The sequence below is a fragment of the Methylobacterium oryzisoli genome, assembly GCF_046557895.1.
GTDB classification, from domain to species: domain Bacteria; phylum Pseudomonadota; class Alphaproteobacteria; order Rhizobiales; family Beijerinckiaceae; genus Methylobacterium; species Methylobacterium oryzisoli.
In genome coordinates, this window is the sequence record NZ_JBKIBX010000007.1 from 93,289 (window position 1) to 113,542 (window position 20,254).

At 71.7% G+C, this 20,254-nt stretch carries 8 protein-coding genes; all 8 read left to right on the forward strand.

Annotated elements, in window-relative coordinates:
- Positions 1-82: 82 nt before the first annotated feature.
- The 8 genes from treZ (at position 83) to ACKUB9_RS09335 (ending at position 20,208) form a co-directional block, all read left to right on the forward strand.
- Positions 83-1,897, forward strand: a complete 1,815-nt coding sequence (gene treZ, locus ACKUB9_RS09300) for a malto-oligosyltrehalose trehalohydrolase (RefSeq protein WP_407521030.1) — start codon at positions 83-85, stop codon at positions 1,895-1,897.
- A complete protein-coding gene (locus ACKUB9_RS09305; RefSeq protein WP_407521240.1) occupies positions 1,897-6,792 on the forward strand; it encodes a malto-oligosyltrehalose synthase in 4,896 nt (1,631 codons plus the stop codon). Before treZ ends, ACKUB9_RS09305 begins: the two co-directional genes overlap by 1 nt.
- 175 nt (positions 6,793-6,967) lie before the next feature.
- Entirely contained in the window at positions 6,968-10,345 is a 3,378-nt protein-coding gene (locus ACKUB9_RS09310; RefSeq protein WP_407521032.1) for a maltotransferase domain-containing protein, read from the forward strand.
- A gap of 162 nt (positions 10,346-10,507) precedes the next feature.
- Positions 10,508-13,777, forward strand: coding sequence for a maltose alpha-D-glucosyltransferase (gene treS, locus ACKUB9_RS09315; RefSeq protein WP_407521034.1), 3,270 nt, complete (start codon positions 10,508-10,510; stop codon positions 13,775-13,777).
- Entirely contained in the window at positions 13,774-16,092 is a 2,319-nt protein-coding gene (gene glgB, locus ACKUB9_RS09320; protein ID WP_407521036.1) for a 1,4-alpha-glucan branching protein GlgB, read from the forward strand. The genes treS and glgB overlap by 4 nt, the downstream gene beginning before the upstream one ends.
- 482 nt (positions 16,093-16,574) lie before the next feature.
- Positions 16,575-17,783: a pyridoxal phosphate-dependent aminotransferase gene (locus ACKUB9_RS09325; protein ID WP_407521038.1), complete on the forward strand. Its 1,209-nt coding sequence runs from the start codon at positions 16,575-16,577 to the stop codon at positions 17,781-17,783.
- 101 nt (positions 17,784-17,884) lie between these two features.
- Positions 17,885-19,012 carry an ATP-binding protein gene (locus tag ACKUB9_RS09330; protein ID WP_410823106.1) on the forward strand — a complete coding sequence of 376 codons (1,128 nt, stop codon included), beginning with the start codon at positions 17,885-17,887 and terminating at the stop codon, positions 19,010-19,012.
- A 209-nt stretch (positions 19,013-19,221) separates the two neighbouring features.
- Entirely contained in the window at positions 19,222-20,208 is a 987-nt protein-coding gene (locus tag ACKUB9_RS09335) for a TIM44-like domain-containing protein (RefSeq protein WP_407521042.1), read from the forward strand.
- Positions 20,209-20,254 lie beyond the last annotated feature (46 nt).

Sequence of the window (20,254 nt, forward strand, 5' to 3'; positions counted from 1 at the left end):
TCGGCGGATTGCCCCCGAAAGGGACGCTCCTGCGCCCGAACCCCAACCCGATGCGCAACCCGATGCGAAGGAAACCGGACCGATGCGGCGCGCGCACAGCATGCCATTCGGCGCTCAGGTCGAACAGGAGGGCGTGCGCTTCGCCCTCTGGGCCCCGACCGCCCGCGACGTCGCGCTCGTCCTCGACGGCCAGGATCATCCGATGCCGGCGGCGGAGGGCGGCTGGCGCCGGCTGACCGTCCCGGCGCGGCACGGGTCCCGCTACGGCTTCCGCATCGACGGCGACCTCGTGGTGCCGGACCCCGCCTCGCGCTTCCAGCCGGAGGATGTTTCGGGCCTGAGCGAGGTCGTCGATCCGCGCGCCTTCGCCTGGAGCGACGGCTCCTGGCGCGGGCGGGCCTGGGAGGAGGCGGTGATCTACGAGGCGCATGTCGGGACGGCGACGCCGGAGGGCACCTATGCGGGCCTTGCCGCCAAGCTCGACGCGCTGCGCGACCTCGGCGTCACGGCGATCGAACTCCTGCCCCTCGCGGACTTCAAGGGAACCCGCAACTGGGGCTACGACGGCGTGCTGCCCTACGCCCCCGATTCCGCCTACGGCACGCCCGACGACCTCAAGCGCCTGATCGACCACGCCCACGCGCTCGGGCTGATGGTGTTCATCGACGTCGTCTACAATCACTTCGGCCCGGCCGGGAACTACCTGCACGGCTACGCCAAGACCTTCTTCACCGAGCGCCACCAGACCCCCTGGGGGGCCGGCATCAACTTCGACGGGCGCGAGAGCGGGCGCGTCGTGCGGGACTACTTCCTGCACAACGCCCTCTACTGGCTGGAGGAGTTCCACGTCGACGGCCTGCGCTTCGACGCCGTCCACGCGATCCTGGACGATTCCGACACCCACTTCCTGGCCGAACTCTCGGCGCGCATCCGCGACACGGTGCCGGACCGGGAGGTGCACCTGATGCTCGAGAACGAGGCGAACCAGGCGCGCTGGCTGGAACGGCAGGACGGCAAGGCGACCGGCCACACCGCGCAATGGGCGGACGACACGCATCACGGCTGGCACGTGCTGCTCACCGGCGAGGATGCGGGCTACTACGAGAGCTTCGCCGACAGGCCGGTCGCGCACCTCGCCCGCAGCCTCGCGGAGGGCTTCGCCTACCAGGGCGAGCCGTTCCCCACCCTCGACAACCACCCGCGCGGCGAGCCCTCCGGCCACCTGCCGCCCTCGGCCTTCGTCACCTTCCTGCAGAACCACGATCAGGTCGGCAACCGGGCGATGGGCGAGCGGCTGAGCCACCTCGCCGATCCGCAGCGCCTCGCGCTCGCCCGCGCGGGCCTGCTGCTCGCCCCCCAGATCCCGATGCTGTGGATGGGCGAGGAATGGTCGGCCTCGGCCCCGTTCCTGTTCTTCGTCGATTTCGCGCCGGACGAGGAGCTGAACAAGGCGGTGCGCGAGGGCCGCCGCCGGGAGTTCTGCAGCTTCGCGGCCTTCGCGGACGACGAGAAGGCGAAGGCGATCCCCGATCCGACCGCGGAGGCGACCTTCCTGCGCTCGAAGATCGACTGGTCCGAGTGCGAGCGCTCGCCCCACCGCGAGGTGCTGGCCGACACCCGGCACCTGCTCGACGTGCGGCGGGCGGAGGTGGTGCCGCTCACCAAGTCCGCCTGGCTCGGCGGCAAGGCCGACCTGCCGCGGCCGGACGTGATCGACGTGACGTGGCGCTTCGCGGCCGGGACGCTGCGCTTCGTCGTCAACGTGGGGGACGAGCCCTACGGGCTGCCGATGCCGGCCGGCCGCGTGATCTGGATCTCCGACACCGCGACCTGCCGGGAGACCGGCGCGGTCGTGCTTCAACCCTGGTCCGGCCTGTTCGCGAAAGAGGTGGCATGATGGCGGTGTCCGAGGAACTCGTCGCGCGGCTCGCCGACGCGGCGGGGGTGGCCGCCGATTACGTCGATGCCTTCGGTGAACGGGTGGACACGCCGCTCGCCGTGCGGGCCGGGATGCTGGCGGCCCTGGGGCTGCCGGCCGAAACGGACGCGCAGGCGCAGGACAGCCTCGCGCGCGTCATGGCGTTGCGCGGCAACCTCGTGCCGCCGCTGATCCCGGTGGAGGCCCGCCGCGCCACCCGCGTGCCCCTGCGGGGCGGGGCCGGCACCCTGAACTGGCACCTCGTGGAGGAGCGTGGCGGCGTCCGCGACGGGCGCGCCATCGTCGCGGCGGGCGACGACGGGTTCGACCTGCCGCCGCTCACGCCCGGCTACCACACCCTCGTGGTGACGTTGGGCACGCGGCGCGCGGAGGCGACCGTGATCGCCGCGCCGAAGCGCTGCTGGCGCCCGCGCGCCCTCGGCGACGAGGGCGCGCGCGACTGGGGCCTCGCGGTCCAGCTCTACGGCCTGCGCTCGAAGGCGAATCTGGGCATCGGCACCTACGCGGATGCGGGCCGCGCCGCCGCCGATGCGGGGGCGCGCGGCGCGGCCTTCCTGGGCCTGAGCCCAGTCCACGCGCTCTTCCCCACCGATCGCCAGAAGGTCTCGCCCTACTCGCCCTCCTCGCGGCTCTTCCTCGAAACCCTCTACGTCGATCCGCAGGCGGTGCCGGGCTTCTCCGGCAGCGCCGCCGAGGAAAAGCTCCGTTCCCTGCGGCCGCAGGTGGAGCGCCTGCGCGACGCCGCCCTCGTCGACCATGCCGGGGTGTGGGAGGTGCTGGGGCCGGTCCTCGATGCGCTGTGGCAGGCGAGCCGCGCCCGGGCCGGGCAGGATCCCGACTTCCTCGCCTTCCGGGTGGAGGGGGGCGAGAATCTGGAAGCGCACGCCACCTTCGACGCGCTCTCCGAGCATTTCCGGGGTCAGGGCGCCCACTGGGTCGGCGAGTGGCCGGAGGCCTACCGCCGCAACGGCACGCCGGAGGTCGCGGCCTTCGCGCAGGCGCATGCGGAGCGGGTGGCCTATCACGCGTGGCTGCAGTTCATCGCCGACCGCCAGCTTGGCGAGGCGGCGTCGCGGGCGGGCGGCATGCGGATCGGGCTCTACCGCGACCTCGCGGTCGGCGCGGACCGGGCCGGCTCGGAGGTGTGGTCGCATCCCGAGCGTTTTTCGGGCTCGCTGTCGATCGGCGCGCCCCCGGACCTGCTGGCGCCCAACGGCCAGGATTGGGGCCTGCCGCCCTTCGATCCCCTGGAACTCGAACGCGATGGCCTCGCGGCCTTCCGGGCGCTGGTCCAGGCCAACATGCGCCACGCCGGCGCGATCCGCATCGACCACGCTTTCCAGCTCGCGCGCCTCTACCTGATCCCGCTGGGGCAGGGGGCGAAGGCGGGCGCCTACGTGGCGATGCCCTTCGAGCCGATGCTCGCCGTGCTGCGGCTGGAGAGCCACCGGGCGCGCTGCCTCGTGATCGCCGAAGACCTCGGCACGGCGCCCGAGGGTTTTTCGGACGCGCTGATGCAGGCCGGCATCCTGAGCTACCGCATCCTCGCCTTCGAGCGCGGGGAGGGCGGCAGCTTCAAGCGCCCGAGCGCCTATCCGCGCGACGCGCTCTGCGCCATCACCACCCACGACCTGCCGACCTTCGTGGGCTGGTGGCGCAGCGTCGACACCGACCTGCGCCAGTCGCTCGGCCTCTACGACGGGGCGCGGGCGGAGGCCGAGCGCGCCGAGCGGGTGCACGAGCGCCGCCGCCTCACCGAGGCGCTCTACGCCGAGGGCCTGCACCCGGGCACCGAGCCGCCCGACCAGCCGCCCTTCGACGCGGCGGCCCGCTACCTCGCCCGCGCGCCCTCGATCCTGACCGCCGTGCAGTACGAGGACGTGCTCGGCGAGGTGAGCCAGGCGAACATGCCCGGCATCACCGACGGCTACCCGAACTGGCGGCGCAAGCTCGACCGCGACCTCGACGCCATCGCGGCCCCTGGCGGGCCGCTCGCGAAGGCGGCCGCCTCGCTGGCCTCGGAGGATCGCGGGCCGCGCTCGGGCGCCGCGCGCCTCGCCTCGGAGCCGCCGCGGGCGACCTACCGGCTGCAATTCCACGAGAAATTCACCTTCGACGACGCGATCGCGATCGTGCCGTACCTCGCGCGCCTGGGGATCAGCCACGTCTACGCCTCGCCGATCCAGAAGGCCCGGCCCGGCTCGACGCACGGCTACGACATCGTCGACCACCGGGAGATCAACCCGGAACTCGGCGGCGAGGAGGCCTTCGCGCGCTTCAGCGACGCGCTCAAGCGCCACGGGCTGAAGCTTCTCCTCGACATCGTGCCCAACCACATGGGGGTCGGCGGCGCCGACAACCCGTGGTGGCTCTCGGTGCTCGAATGGGGCCCGCTCTCGCCCGCCTCCGAGGCCTTCGACATCGACTGGGAGCGGCTCGGCGCGAACAACAAGCTCGTGGTGCCCTTCCTGGGCGACCGCTACGGCGAGGCGCTGGAGAAGGGCAACCTGACGCTCGCCTTCGAACCGCAGGAGGGCGGGTTCGCGGTCTGGCACTACGAGCACAAGTTCCCGATCTGCCCGCTGAGCTACCCGATCGTCCTCGACCGGGCGCTCGCGGCCCTGCCGGAGGTGGGGGACGCCGACTCGGCGGAGGTGCTGTCGATCTCCGAGCGCCTGCGCCGCATGGGCGAGGAGACGAGCCCGGAGCGCCTCGCGGCCTTCCCGGGCGAGGCGGACGGGCTCAAGCAGCGCCTCGCCGAGGCGGTCGCCCGCTCGCCCGAACTCACGGCGGCGATCGAGCGGGCGGTGGCGCTCGTCAACGGCTTCAAGGGTCACCCCGACAGCTTCGGCGCGCTCCACCGCATCCTCGAAGCGCAATCCTACCGGCTCGCCCATTGGCGGGTGGCGGCGAGCGACATCAACTACCGCCGCTTCTTCGACGTGAACTCGCTCGCCGGCCTCCGGGTCGAGCGCGAGGCCGTGTTCGAGGGCGCGCACGCGATGCTCTTTCGCCAGATCCGCGCGGGGCGGATCGACGGCCTGCGCATCGATCACATCGACGGCCTCGCGGACCCGGCCGGCTACGTGCGGGCGCTCCAGAGCGCGGTGGGGCCGGGCTTCTACATCGTGGTGGAGAAGATCCTGGAGCCGGGCGAGCGCCTGCGCTCCTGGCCGGTGGCCGGCACCACCGGCTACGACGTGCTCAACCAGATCGACGGCCTGTTCGTGGACCAGGGCCGGCGCAAGGCCGTGCAGGCGCTCTACGCGGAGGCCACCGGGGTGGACGAGCCCTACGGCCTGATGCTGCGCCACGTGAAGGCGGAGATCCTGGAGACGAGCTTCGCCAGCGAACTGGAGGTGCTGACCTCGGACCTCAAGCGCGTGGCCGATGCCGACCGGCGCACCCGCGATTTTTCGGTCAACGCCCTGCGGCAGGCGCTCATCGAGATCGTCGCGCGCTTCCCGGTCTACCGCAGCTACATGCCCCAGGACCTCGACGAGGGCGAACTCGAAGAGGAGGACGTGCGGCTGATCGAGGGCGCGGTGCGCAAGGCCAAGCGCCACTCGCGCCTGCCCGACCGCTCGGTGCACGACTTCGCGCAGGGCGTGCTGCTCGGGCGGATCGACACCGATTCCCCGGGCCGGCCCTCGCCCGAGATCGTCCGGCGCGTGCGCCGCCGCTTCCAGCAGCTCACCGGCCCGGTGATGGCCAAGAGCCTGGAGGACACGCTTTTTTACCGCTTCGTCGAACTCCTCGCCCTCAACGAGGTCGGGGGCGATCCGGGCGAGTACGGCCTCTCGGCAGAACATTTCCACGCGCTCCAGGCCGCGCGCGCCCGCGACTGGCCGAACGCGCAGATCACCACCGCCACGCACGACACCAAGCGCGGCGAGGATGCCCGCACGCGGCTCCTCGCGCTCTCGGCGATGCCTGAGCAGTGGGGCGAGGCCTGGGCGCGCTTCCGGGAGATCGCCGAGCCCCACCTCACCGAACTCGACGGCGAGGCGGCGCCGGACGCCAACGACCAGTGGATGTTCTTCCAGGCGATCCTGGGGGCGTGGCCGCTCGAACTCCTTGGGCCGGAGACCGACGGCGAGGCGGCGGCGGATTTTCGCCGCCGGCTCGGCGCCTACGCCGAAAAGGCCCTGCGCGAGAGCAAGCGCCGGTCGAGCTGGGTCAACGTGGACGAGGCCTACGAGGCCGCCGTGGCGCGGCTGTTCGATGCCCTGATCGCGCCGGGCTCGGCGTTCCTCGCGGCCTTCCGGCCCCTGGCGCAGCAGCTCGCCGAGGCCGGCATGGTGACGGGGCTCGCCCGCACCGCCCTCAAGTGCACGCTGCCCGGCCTGCCCGACACCTACCAGGGCACCGAGTTCTGGGACTTTTCCTTCGTCGATCCCGACAACCGCCGGCCGGTCGATTACGAGGCCCGCGCGCGGGCGCTGGAGGCGGGCGGCGACATCGAGGCGATGCTGGCGCATTGGCCGGACGGGCGGATCAAGCAGGCGCTGCTCGCGCGCCTCCTCGCCGACCGGGCGGCGCATCCGGGATTTTACGCGGATGCCGATTACCACCCGCTGCCGGCCGAGGGGCCACAGGCGGAGGGCGTGCTCGCCTTCCTGCGCAGCGAGGCGGACGGCGACCGCGCGCTCCTCGTGGCCGTGCCCCGGCAGGGCCGGGCGGTGCAGGGCCTCGCGGAGGGCTTCGCCGGCACGGCGCTGCCCGTGCCGGAGGGCAGCCGCTGGCGCGATCTCGTCACCGGCGAGGAACTTGGAGCGGAGGGCGGGCGTCTTCCGCTCGACCGCCTCTTCGGGAGGCTGCCCCTCGCCGTTCTGCGTCGCACATCCGTTTGAGGCCCGAAGGATCACGCCGCGCAGGCGGCCTCGATCAAGCGCCGACGCGGCCGCCGCCTCGGCGGCGCGAGCGGCGCGGACACGAGACCCTGAGCCGGACCGCCCAGGCGGTCCGACTTCCGGGAGCCCGGCGCCGGGCGACGAGACACGACAGCATGCAGGCAGGACAGGTCCGATGAACGTACCTCGCACCAGCACCAACCCCGCCGAGCGCGCCGTGACGCCGCTGCCCGCGACGCTGGCGCCCCTCGCGGTAGGGCCGCGGATCTACAACCTCTTCCCGCTCCTCGTCGGACGGGTCGCGGACTGGACCGCGGAACTGCCGCGCATCGCCGCGATGGGCTTCGACTGGGTCTACCTCAACCCGTTCCACCAGACCGGCGGCTCGCGCTCGCTCTACGCCGTGGCCGACCCGGACCGGCTCGACGAGCGATTCCGCGATCCCGGCGGCGTTTCCGACGACGAGCAGATCCGGGGGTTCGTCGCGGCGGCGGCCGAGGCGGGCCTCAAGGTCATGACGGACCTCGTGGTGAACCACGCGGCCAATGACGGGCGGCTCGTCGGCGAGCACCCCGACTTCTTCCTGCGCGACGCGGACGGCCGCCCGGTCAGCCCGGCCGCGGTCGATCCCGACGATCCGACCAAGGTGACGGTCTGGGGCGACCTCGCGGAGTTCGACTACCACGCCGAGGGGCCGCGCGCGGCGCTCACCGCGTTCTGGGACGCCTACATCGCCCGCCTTCAGGCGCTCGGCGTGGCGGGCTTCCGCTGCGACGCCGCCTACAAGGTGCCGCCCGAGGTCTGGCGCGCGCTGATCGGGCGCGCCAAGGAGCGCGACCACGCGGCCCTCTTCGCCGCCGAGACGCTGGGCTGCACCTTCGAGGAGGCGCGGGCCACCGCGGGCGCGGGCTTCGACTACCTGTTCAACAGCTTCGCGTGGTGGGACCTCAAGGCGTCCTGGGCGCTGGAGCAGTACGAGCGGCTGCGCACCATCGCGCCCTCGATCGCCTTCCCGGAGAACCACGACATGCCCCGCCTCGCCGCCGGGGTGGCGGGCGATGCGGGCATCGTCGCGGCCGCGCTCAAGCGGCGCTACGCGCTCGCCGCCTTCTTCTCGGCGGGCGTGCTGATGCCGATCGGCTACGAATGGGGCTACCGGCGCCCGCTGCACGTGGTGGAGTCCAGCCCGGACACCCGGGAGACTGACAGCGGTATCGACATCTCGCCCTTCATCGCGGCGGTGAACCGGCTGCGGGCCGACCTGCCGGCGGCCAATGTCGAGGGCGCGCAGTGGCGGCTCTCGGCGCCGGACGCGCCCTACGTGGCGCTGCTGCGGCTCGATACCGGCCATCCGGGCTCGGCCGAGCACGCGGTCATCGTGCTGTTCAATCCCGGCGACGCGCCCGTCGCGGTGGATCCCGGCCCCCTCATCGCCCGCACGGGCGGCGAACTCGGGCCCTTCGAGGACATGACGCCCGAGGTCGCCCCCCTGCCGTTCCGGGCCGACCACTCGGTCGACCTCATGCCCGGCGCGGTCCACATCCTGGCGGCCCGGCGCATCGCCGCCGCCCAGCCGCGGCGGCGGCGGGCCGCCGAGCCGACCGGCAAGGGCCGGGTGATCATCGAGGCGGTGACCCCGGAGATCGACGGCGGCCGCTCGGCGGTCAAGCGCATCGTCGGCGAGCGGCTGCGGGTCGAGGCCGACATCTTCACGGACGGGCACGAGGTCATCAACGCGGCGGTGCTCTCGCGCGTGGCGGGCGAGAGCGAGTGGCGCCGCGACCCGATGGTGTTCATCGACAACGATCGCTGGGGCGGGGCCTTCCCGCTCGCGCGCAACGCCCGCTACGAGTACACGGTGGAAGCGTGGCGCGACGATTTCTCGTCCTGGCTGCGCGGCCTGGAGAAGAAGCGCGCGGCGGGCATCGACGTGCGGCTCGAAACCATCGAGGGCGTGGCCCTCGTCAAGCGCGCGGCCGACCTCGCGGAGGGCAGCGACGCGCAGGCGCTGAGCGGTCTCGTGACGGCCCTCGCGGCCGACGAGGCGGGGTCGGGCGCGCAGCTCCGCCGCATCATCGAGCATCAGCGGATCATCCACCGCAACTCGGAGCGGGTGAACCTGTCGCGCTACCCCGTCACGCTCGAAGTCTTCGCCGACCGGCTCGCGGCCCGGTTCTCGGCCTGGTATGAGATCTTCCCGCGCTCGCAATCGGGCGATCCGAACCGCCACGGCACCTTCGACGACGTGATCGCGCGGATGCCCGAGATCCGGGAACTCGGCTTCGACGTGCTCTACTTCACGCCGATCCACCCGATCGGCCGCAAGAACCGCAAGGGCAAGAACAACTCGCTCAAGGCCCGCGAGGGCGATGTCGGCTCCGTCTACGCGGTGGGGGCGGACGAGGGAGGCCACGAGGCGGTCCACCCGGATCTCGGCACGCTCGACGATTTCCGCCGGCTCGTGGCGGCGAGCCACGCCCACGGCATGGAGGTGGCGCTCGACTTCGCGATCCAGTGCTCGCCCGACCACCCCTGGATCAAGCAGCACCCCGAATGGTTCGACTGGCGGCCCGACGGCAGCATCAAGTACGCCGAGAACCCGCCCAAGAAGTACGAGGACATCGTCAACGTCGATTTTTACCGCGAGGGCAGCTTCCCGTCCCTGTGGCTGGAGCTGCGCGACGTGGTGATGGGCTGGGTCGAACTCGGCGTGCGCATCTTCCGGGTCGACAACCCGCACACCAAGCCGATTCCGTTCTGGGACTGGATGATCCGGGACATCAACGACCGCTACCCGGACGTGCTCTTTCTGGCCGAGGCCTTCACCCGGCCCAAGATGATGAAGAAGCTCGCCAAGGCCGGCTTCCAGCAGAGCTACACCTACTTCACGTGGCGCAACACCAAGAGCGAGCTGGCGAGCTATTCGGAGGAGCTGGCCGGCGAGATGGGCGAGTACTACCGGCCGAATTTCTTCGCTAACACGCCGGACATCAACCCGTTCTACCTCCAGACCAGCGGCCGGCCCGGCTTCATCGTGCGCGGCACGCTCGCCGCCACACTGTCGAGCGTCTACGGCATCTACAACGGCTTCGAACTCTGCGAGGGCACGCCGATCCCCGGCAAGGAGGAATACCTCGACTCGGAGAAGTACGAGCTGAAGGCCTGGGACTACGACCGGCCCGGCAACATCCGCGACCACATCATCAAGCTCAACCGCATCCGGCGCGAGAACCCGGCCCTGTGGGACTTCCGAAACATCCGCTTCACGCCGGCCGGGAACGACCAGATCCTGGCCTACGTGCGGATGACGGAAGGGCGCGACAACGTCGTGTTCGTGATGGTCAACCTCGACCCGAAGAACCGGCAGGAATGCACCTACGAGGTGCCGCTGTGGGAGTTCGGCCTGCCCGACCACGGGGCGGTGGAGGTCGAGGACCTGCTGCTCGGCTACCGCTTCCAGCTGCGCGGCAAGACCCATCGCATCGCCCTCGATCCCGCCGAGCGCTCGGTCGTGATCTGGCGCCTCAGCCGGCCCGACCGGGTTGCGGTCTGAGGCCACGCGTGGCAGCACGGCACCCGATCCGGTCCGGCCCGTCGCCGGGCCGAACACAACCGCTGTCTTCCCGAACCCTCCTCCGGCGCAGCGCGTTCATGCGGAACACCGCGTGGTCTCGGGCCCGCCGCTCGGAAACCGATCGAACGAGGCTCTGACGCGATGATCGATCGCAGCGATCCGCAATGGTACCGTGACGCCATCATCTACCAAGTCCACGTCAAGTCCTTCTTCGACGCGAACAATGACGGCATCGGCGACTTCGACGGGCTGACCGCGAAGCTGGACTACATCCGCGACCTCGGCGTCACGGCGATCTGGGTGATGCCGTTCTATCCCTCGCCGCTGCGCGATGACGGCTACGACATCGCCGATTACCGCGGCATCAACCCGTCCTACGGGACGATGCGCGAGTTCCGCCGCTTCGTGCGCGAGGCGCATGACCGCGGCCTGCGGGTCATCACCGAGCTCGTCATCAACCACACCTCGGACCAGCATCCCTGGTTCCAGCGCGCCCGCAACGCCCCCAAGGGCTCGAAGTGGCGCGACTTCTACGTCTGGTCGGACACCGACGAGAGGTACAGCGACACGCGCATCATCTTCCTCGACACCGAGGCCTCGAACTGGACCTGGGACCCGGTCGCCAAGGCGTATTTCTGGCACCGCTTCTACTCGCACCAGCCCGACCTGAACTTCGACAACCCGCGGGTGCTCGAAGCGGTGATCGAGGTGATGCGCTACTGGCTCGACATGGGCGTCGACGGCCTGCGGCTTGACGCGATCCCCTACCTGATCGAGCGCGAGAACACGAACTGCGAGAATCTCTCCGAGACCCACGACGTCATCAAGAAGATCCGCGCCGCCCTCGACGAGGGCTATCCCGACCGCATGCTGCTGGCCGAGGCCAACCAGTGGCCGGAGGAGACCGCGCAGTACTTCGGCGACGGGGACGAATGCCACATGGCGTTCCACTTCCCGCTGATGCCGCGCATGTACATGGCGATCGCGCAGGAGGACCGGCACCCAATCACCGACATCATGCGGCAGACGCCGGAGATCCCGGACGGCTGCCAGTGGGCGATCTTCCTGCGCAACCACGACGAGCTGACGCTCGAGATGGTGACCGACAAGGAGCGCGACTACCTCTGGACCTTCTACGCCGCCGACCGGCGCGCCCGCATCAACCTCGGCATCCGCCGCCGCCTCGCGCCGCTCCTGGAGAACGATCGGCGCAAGATCGAGTTGATGAAGTTTCTGCTGCTGTCGATGCCCGGCACGCCGGTGCTCTACTACGGCGACGAGATCGGGATGGGTGACAACATCTACCTGGGCGACCGCGATGGGGTGCGCACCCCGATGCAGTGGTCGCCCGACCGGAACGGCGGGTTCTCCCGGGCCGATCCGGCGCGCCTGTTCCTGCCCACCATCCAAGACCCGATCTACGGCTTCGACGCGGTCAACGTCGAGGCGCACAGCCGCGCGCAGACGAGCCTGCTCAACTGGACGCGGCGGATGATCGCCATCCGCAACAACCGCCGCTCGCTCGGGCGGGGCATCCTGCGCTTCCTCTACCCGGACAACCGCAAGGTGCTGGCGTGGCTGCGCGAGTTCGACGACGAGCGGGTGCTGTGCGTCGCCAACCTCTCGCGCGCGCCGCAGGCGGTGCAGCTCGACCTGTCGGACTTCCGCACCGCCGTGCCGGTGGAGCTGACCGGCGGCACCTCCTTCCCGCCGATAGGCGACTTGCCCTACCTCCTGACGCTGCCCGCCTACGGCTTCTACTGGTTCCACCTCGAACCCGCCCAGGCGAGCGCGGCCGGCCCCCGGCACGAGCCGCCGGAGCTCTTCACCCTCGTGCTCACGGGCGGCGTCGAGACCCTGATGCGGGGCCGCGAGCGCGAGGCCTTCGAGCGCACCATCGCGCCCCAGTTCATCCGCTCGCGCCGCTGGTTCGGGGCCAAGGGCTCGCGCATGCGCGGCGTCGAGGTGGTGGATTTCGCCGCGCTTCGCACCCGCGACGGCAAGGACGGGTTCCTGCTGCCCCGCATCGCCGTCACCCTGGCGAGCGGCGAGCGCCAGGACTACTTCGTGCCGCTGGCGGTGGATGAGGGCCGCGAGGACGAGGCGCTGCTCGGCCACGCGGTCGCCCGCGTGCGCCGCGGCCCGCGCATGGGCCTCCTGTACGGGGCCGCCTCGTCGGCCGAGTTCGCGATGACGCTCGTCGACGGCATCCGCCGCGGGCTCGATCTGCCCTCGGAGAACGGCCGTCTGGAGTTCCGGGCGACGTCCCAGTTCGATCCCGAGCTCGACCTCGATCCGGCCGACATCCGCCGCCTCTCGGCGGAGCAGAGCAACACCTCGATCGCCTTCGGCTCGCGGCTGATGCTGAAGCTGCTGCGCCGGCTCCAGCCCGGGGCGCATCCGGAGGTGGAGGTCGGGCGCTTCCTCACCGAGACGGCGGATTTCCGCAACACGCCCGCGCTGCTGGGCACCATCGAGCACGTGGCGCCGGACGGCACCCGCACGGCGCTCGCCCTGCTGCAGGCCTTCGTGCGCAACCAGGGCGACGCGTGGAGCCTGATGCGCGAGTACCTGCGCCGCGACCTCGACACCATCGTGCTGGTGCCCGAGAGCGAGGCCCCGGTCCCCGAGGAGGTCTTCGCCACCCACCTGCGCTGGGCGAGCCTGCTCGGCCAGCGCACCGCGGAGATGCACCGCGCCTTCGCGATGGAGACGGACGATCCGGCCTTCGCGGCCGAGCCCTTCACGGCCGACGACCTCGCGATCCTGGTGGCCGACACCCGGGCACAGGCCGAGAAGGCGCTGCGCGGAGCGGCCGGCGTCGGGGCCGGCGCCTCCGAGAGCGCCCGGGAGGCGGCGGCGGCGATCCTCGCCGCCAAGGGCGAGATCGACGCGGCGATCACCCGGCTCGGGCGGCGCGAGCCGGTCGGCGCCTTCAAGACCCGCGTCCACGGCGACTACCATCTCGGCCAGGTGCTCGCCTCGCAGGACGACCTCATCATCGTCGATTTCGAGGGCGAGCCGTCCCGTCCAGTGGACGAGCGGCGGGCGAAGTCGACCCCGCTGCGCGACGTGGCGGGCGTGCTGCGCTCCTTCGCCTACGGCGGCGAGACGGTGACGCGGGAACTCGTCGGACGCTTCGCCGAGGCGGCCGACCGGACTACGACCGCGGTCGCCGCGTGGCGCGCCATGATCACCGCGGCCTTCCTCGAAGCCTACGGCACGGCGGTGCGGGGCAGCCGCGCGGGCGTGGTCGACGACGCCACGCACGAGCGGCTCCTGCGCCTCTGCCTGCTGAACAAGGCGCTCTACGAGGTCGATTACGAAGCCAACAACCGCCCGGACTGGATCGAGATTCCCGCCCGCGGCGTGCTCTCCCTGCTCGAAGACATGCGAAAGGTGCCTGAATGACGGACGAGACCAGCGCCCGCACGCCGGCCCCTCCGACGCGCGCCGCCCCGCTGCGGGCGGCCACCAGCGCGGCGATCTCGGAATCGCCGTCCTCGCGTCCCGCCCGCGTCACCACGCAGGCGCGGCAGGCCGGCCTCCATCCCGACGCCATCGAGGCGGTCATGGCCGCCAACCACGGCGATCCGTTCGCTGTGCTGGGGCCGCACGAGGTCGCGCCCGGCCAGTGGGAGGTGCGGGCGGTGCTGCCGGAGGCCCGCGCCGCCACGGTGCTGGTCGGGGAGACCCGCATCGACATGGAGCGTCGCCACCCGGCGGGCTTCTTCGTCGGCGCCTTCGCCCATCAGGGCCGGCCGGATTACCGCCTCGCGGTCGAGGGCTGGGACAACGCCGAGCGCGTGCGCCGCGACCCCTACGAGTTCGGGGCGACGCTGGAGCAGCTCGAGATCCAGCTCCTGCGCGACGTCGGCAACGACGCGGTGCAGCGGGTGCTCGGCGCGCAGGCGGTCACGATCGGCGGCATCGCGGGCTTCCGCTTCGCCGTCTGGGCGCCGAACGCCCGGCGCGTGAGCATCGTCGGCGACTTCAACGACTGGGACGGGCGGCGCCACCCGATGCGCCTGTGGCAGGACGGCGGGGTGTGGGAACTCTTCATCCCGGACCTGCCGAAGGGAGGGCACTACAAGTTCGAGATCCGCGGTCCGGACGGCTCGCTCCTGCCGCTCAAGGCCGATCCGGTCGCCTTCGCGACCCAGCAGCCGCCCGAGACGGCCTCGCGCCTCAACGGCCGGCCCGCGCCGCGCTGGCGCGACGATGCCTGGATGCGAGATCGCGGCAAGGCCGACCACCGCCACAGCCCGATCAGCGTCTACGAGGTCCATCTCGGATCCTGGGCGCGGGTGCCGGAGGAGGGGAACCGCTACCTGACCTACCGGGAAATGGCCGAGCGCCTGATCCCCTACGTCAAGGAGATGGGTTTCACCCATATCGAGCTCCTGCCGATCACCGAGCATCCGTTCGACGGGTCGTGGGGCTACCAGCCGGTCTCGCTGTTCGCGCCGACGAGCCGCTTCGGCTCCCCCGACGACTTCGCCGAGTTCGTCAACGCCGCGCACGAGGCCGGCATCGGCCTGCTGCTCGACTGGGTGCCGGGCCACTTCCCCCTCGACGCCCACGGGCTCGGCCAGTTCGACGGCACGCACCTCTACGAGCACGCCGACCCGCGCCAGGGCTTCCACCAGGATTGGGGCACCTACATCTACAATTTCGGACGCACCGAGGTCTCGGCGTTCCTGGCCGCCAACGCCCGGTTCTGGCTGGAGGAGTACCACCTCGACGGCCTGCGCGTGGATGCGGTCGCCTCAATGCTCTACCTCGACTACTCGCGCCGGGCGGGCGAGTGGATCCCCAATCAGTACGGCGGCAACGAGAACCTCGACGCCATCAACTTCCTGCGCCGCACCAACGAGGCGACCTACAGCCACGCCCCCGGCACCATGACGGTGGCGGAGGAATCGACCTCATGGCCGGGCGTCTCGCACCCGACCTATACCGGCGGCCTCGGCTTCGGCTTCAAGTGGAACATGGGGTGGATGCACGACACGCTGCAGTTCATCTCCAAGGACCCGGTCCACCGCCGCTACCACCACCATGACCTGACCTTCGGGCTGCTCTACGCCTTCTCGGAAAACTTCATCCTGCCGCTCTCCCACGACGAGGTCGTGCACGGGAAGGGCTCGCTGCTCGGCAAGATGCCGGGCGACCGCTGGCAAAAGTTCGCCAACCTGCGCGCCTATTTCGGCTTCATGTGGGGGCACCCGGGCAAGAAGCTCCTGTTCATGGGCGGCGAGTTCGGCCAGGAGCGGGAGTGGAACCACAACCAGAGCCTGGACTGGCACCTGCTGGAGGACCGCTTCCACGCGGGCCTGAAGGATCTGGTGCGCGACCTCAACCGGCTCTACGTCGGGACGCCCGCCCTGCACGCCCGCGACACGGAAGCCGGCGGCTTCCAGTGGCTGGTGGCGGACGATGCCGACAACAACGTCATCGCCTGGGCGCGCAAGGGCCGAAGCGAGGGCGAGATCGCGATCGTGGTCTCGAACTTCACCCCGATCCCGCGCCACGGCTACCGCATCGGCGTGCCCGCACCCGGTTTTTACCGCGAGGCGATCAACACCGACGCGGAAGCCTACGGCGGCGGCAACGTCGGCAATTACGGGGGCGTCGAGGCCTCCTGCGAGGCCTCGCACGGGCAGTCCTGCTCGCTCACCCTGTCGCTGCCGCCCCTCGGCACGCTGATCCTCGTGCGCGAGGGCTGAGCCGGGGAGGTGGCGCGGAGGTAATCGGAAGGGGCGCGGGCAGCACCGGAACTCCTCTCCCGTGCGGGCTTGCGGATTCACACTTAGGGCCGTGCGCGGTCTCCTCTCCCCGCGCGCGGGGAGAGGGCTTCGGACCCCTTGTCGGGTCCGAAGCGAGGCGGCAGCCGAGGGTGAGGGGGCGCTTCCGGAAAAGCCTCATCCGGCACCGCCCCCTCACCGTCGCGTTTGGCCCTATCGGGCCAACACGGGCTCGCTGCTTGCACGACGAGGTGCAAGCAGCCCTCTCCCCGCAAGCGGGGAGAGGGGGAGACTCGCCCCTCACGCGGCGATGTGTGAATGCGGTAGCCCGTGCGGGAGAGGGGATCCCGCGTCCCTGACGGGATCCGTCATGACGGCCGGCGCCGCGCCCTTGGCTCAAGGGGGTTGAGTCCCGGGCGCTGGCCGGGCAAGGCTCTCCCTCTCACCCACGCGCCGAGCCTTCCATGATCGCGACGACGATGCCGCCCATCAACCCGGTCGCGGACGGGGTCCTGCCGAGCGGGATCGGCGAGGTCATCGCCTACGGGGCCGGGCGGCCGGGGCTGATCCCGCTCTGGGTCGGAGAGGGCGACAGGCCGACCCCGGACTTCATCGGCGAGGCGGCGGCGCGCGCCCTGCGGGATGGCCACACCTTCTACACCGACATGCTCGGCATCCCGGCCCTGCGCCAGGAGATCGCCGCCTACATCGACCGGCTCTACGGCGGGTCACCGGAGCCCGACCGGTTCTTCGTGACGGTCGGGGGCATGCAGGCCTTCCAGATCGCGCTCGCGATCGCCGCGTGGCCCGGCGACGAGATCGTGATCCCGACCCCGATCTGGCCGAATTTCTTCGGCGCCATCGCGGCCCACGGCGCCCGGTCGGTGACGGTGCCGATTCGCTTCGACCCCGGGTCCGGCTGGTCCCTCGATGTCGCGCGCCTCGCTGCGGCGGTCACGCCCCGCACGCGCGCCCTCGTGATCAACTCGCCCGCCAACCCCACCGGCTGGACCGCGAGCCGCGACGACCTGCGGGCGCTGCTGGCCATCGCGCGGCGGCACGACCTCTGGATCATCGCCGACGAGATCTACGGCCGCTTCAGCTTCGATCCGGCCCACGCGGAACTCGGCCGCGCCCCGTCCTTCCGCGACGTCTGGGAGCCGGAGGACCGCGACCGGGTGCTGTTCGTCCAGACTTTTTCGAAGAACTGGGCGATGACCGGCTGGCGCCTCGGCTGGCTGGAGGGACCGCCCGCCCTCGGCCGCATCGTCGCCGGGCTGGTCCTGTACGGCACCTCCGGCATCGCCACCTTCCTCCAGCACGCCGCCGTCACGGCCCTGCGCGAGGGCGAGCCCCTGGTGCGGGCGCAGATCGCGCAGGCCCGCGAGGGCCGCCGCCTGCTCTGCGAGGGCCTGGGAGGCCTGCCCGGGGTCGCGCTGCCGCCGCCCGCGGGCGCCTTCTACGCCTTCCCGCAGGTCGCCACCGAGCCGGACGCGCGCCGGCTCGCCCTGCGGCTGGTCGACGAGGCCAATGTCGGGGTGGCTCCCGGCACCGCCTTCGGCCCGGGGGGAGAGGGCTTCCTGCGCCTGTGCTTCGCCCGCTCCGCCGCCGATCTTCAGGAAGCGGTGCATCGTCTCGCACCGGTGCTGGCCAGGCCGGGCGCGGGGCCGTAAGATCGGCCTACGTCCGGAACGGGCGGCCAAGGCTGCAAGTCTCTGGGATGTTGCGTGATCATGCGGCGGACCGGGCCTTCGCCGCCACCAGGGAACTGCCCGTGTCGGATGTGCTCGCGCCCGACGCCGCGCCCGTCGAGGTGCGATCGGCGCTTCTGATCCCGGCGCTCGCGGCCTCGCCGCTGCCCGCCGTGCTGACCGGCCCCGACGACGCGATCCTGTTCGCCAACCCGGCGGCGGCCGCCTGCCTCGACGAGCCGCCGGAGGCTCTGGCCGGGCGGAGCCTCGCGGCGTTCGCGGCCGAGCCCGAGGCGGTCGTCGCCCTGCGCCAGGCCCTGGCCGCACCGGGCGCGCACCGGGCCGAGGTGCTGCTGCGCCGCCGCGACGGGGCGACGCTCTGGGCCGGCCTGCATCTCGGCGCCCCGGCGGCGGGGGGCCGTCTCGTGCAATGGACCGACACGTCGCGCGCCCACGATCTCGAATCCGCCCTGGGGCAGGCCCAGCGCCGCGAGGCCCTGGGCCAGCTCACCAACGGCGTCGCGCACGAATTCAACAACCTGCTGCAGATCCTCGTCGGCTACGTCGACGGGCTCAAGCGTCGGCTCGGCGAGCATCCCGACGCCTTCGTGCAGCGCGCCCTGGTGCGGGCGACGGAGGCGGCCGAGCGCGCCACCGGGCTGACGCGCCACCTCCTGGCCTTCTCGCGCAAGCACCGGCCCGAGCCGCGCCCCACCGACCTCAATGCCCTGATCGAAAACTTCGCCGAGCGCGCGCGGGCGATCCTGGGGCCGGCCGCCGCCCTCGACCTCGAACTCGACCCGGACCTCCGGCCCGCCTGCCTCGACCCGATCCAGACCGAGCTGATCCTGCACATCGTCCTCACCAACGCCCGGGAGGCGATGCCGGAGGGGGGGCGCGTCGCGATCTCGACCGCCAACCACGGCAGCGAGGGGGTGTCGACGGACGGCACGCTCGGGCGGCACGTGGTGCTGACGGTGGCCGATACCGGAACCGGCATGCCGCCGGAGGTGCTGGCGCGGGCGCTCGAACCCTTCTTCACCACGCGCGAGCCCGGGCGGGGCACCGGCCTCGCCATCCTCCACGCGCTGATGAAGCGGCAGAGCGGAACGGTCGCCCTGCGCAGCACGCCCGGGGAGGGCACCCTGCTGCGCCTCTCCTTCCCGGCGGCCGAGCCGCCGCGCACCCGCCGCGCGCCGCCGGACATCTGATCTTACGAAGATCTCCCCTGCCGTAATCCGTCGAAACGCAAAAATTTTGCCTCTGGCGCGCAGGCTGTTCCTCGGGGAATCTGCCCCCGCCAGGGATGAGAGATTCCGGAACGGCGGCGTCGCTCATCCTTCTTTTGCCAGGACCGTACCCCCATATGTCGGGAGGGCGGTCGGCGCCCCCTGTAGACTGCGTGAGGCGAATTGAACCGATGATGACCACCTTCACCCGCGGTCGCCGTGCGGCGGCGGCCTTCGGTCTCGCGGCCGTGCTAGCCGTGGCGGCGACGGCTGGCGAGGCGCGTCCCGGCGGCTCGTCGAGCATGGGCTCGCGCGGCTCGCGCACCTACTCGCAGCCGGCGCCGACCACCACGGCCCCCGGCACGGCGGCGCCGATGCAGCGCTCCCAGGCTCAACCCGGCCCGGGCATGAACAATCCCGGCTTCAACCAGGCGGCGCCGCAGCGCCGCTTCGGCGGCGGCTTCTTCGCGGGCCTGCTCGGTGCGGGCCTGCTCGGCGCGCTGATCGGCGGCGGCTTCTTCGGCGGCCTCGGCGGCATCGCGTCCTTCCTGGGCCTGCTGCTGCAGGTGGCGCTGATCGGCGGCCTGATCTTCCTCGCGGTGCGCTTCTTCCGGCGGCGTCAGCCGCAGCCCGCCATGGCCGGCGCCTACGCGCGCAGCGGTCCGGCCGCGGGCCCGGGCGGCCCCGGTCCGCTGGCCGGTGGCCTCGGCGGTGGTGCGCTTGGCGGTTCGCTTGGCGGCGCGGCCGGTCCGCGGCCGGTGAACCCGGCTCAGCGCGACGAGGTCGGCATCGGCCCGGCCGATTACGAAGCCTTCGAGCGCACGCTCGGTCAGGTGCAGCTCGCCTATGGCAACGAGGACGTGGCGGCCCTCCAGCGGGTCGCGACGCCCGAGATGGTCGGCTACTTCACCGAGGAGTTGCAGACCAACGCCTCGCGCGGCCTGATCAACCGCATCTCCGACGTCAAGCTCCAGCAGGGCGACCTGTCGGAGTCCTGGCGCGAGGGCCCGGTCGACTACGCCACCGTGGCGATGCGCTACACCCTGCGCGACGTCACGCTGGAGCGCAGCTCCGGCCGGGTGGTGCGCAGCGGCGATCCCGAGGCGGTCGAGGTCTGGACCTTCCGCCGCGACCGCGGCGGTCCGTGGGTCGTCTCGGCGATCCAGCAGACCCGCTGACGCGCGGCGCAGCACCGAAACCTCGTCGAGCGGCGGCCTCCCGGCC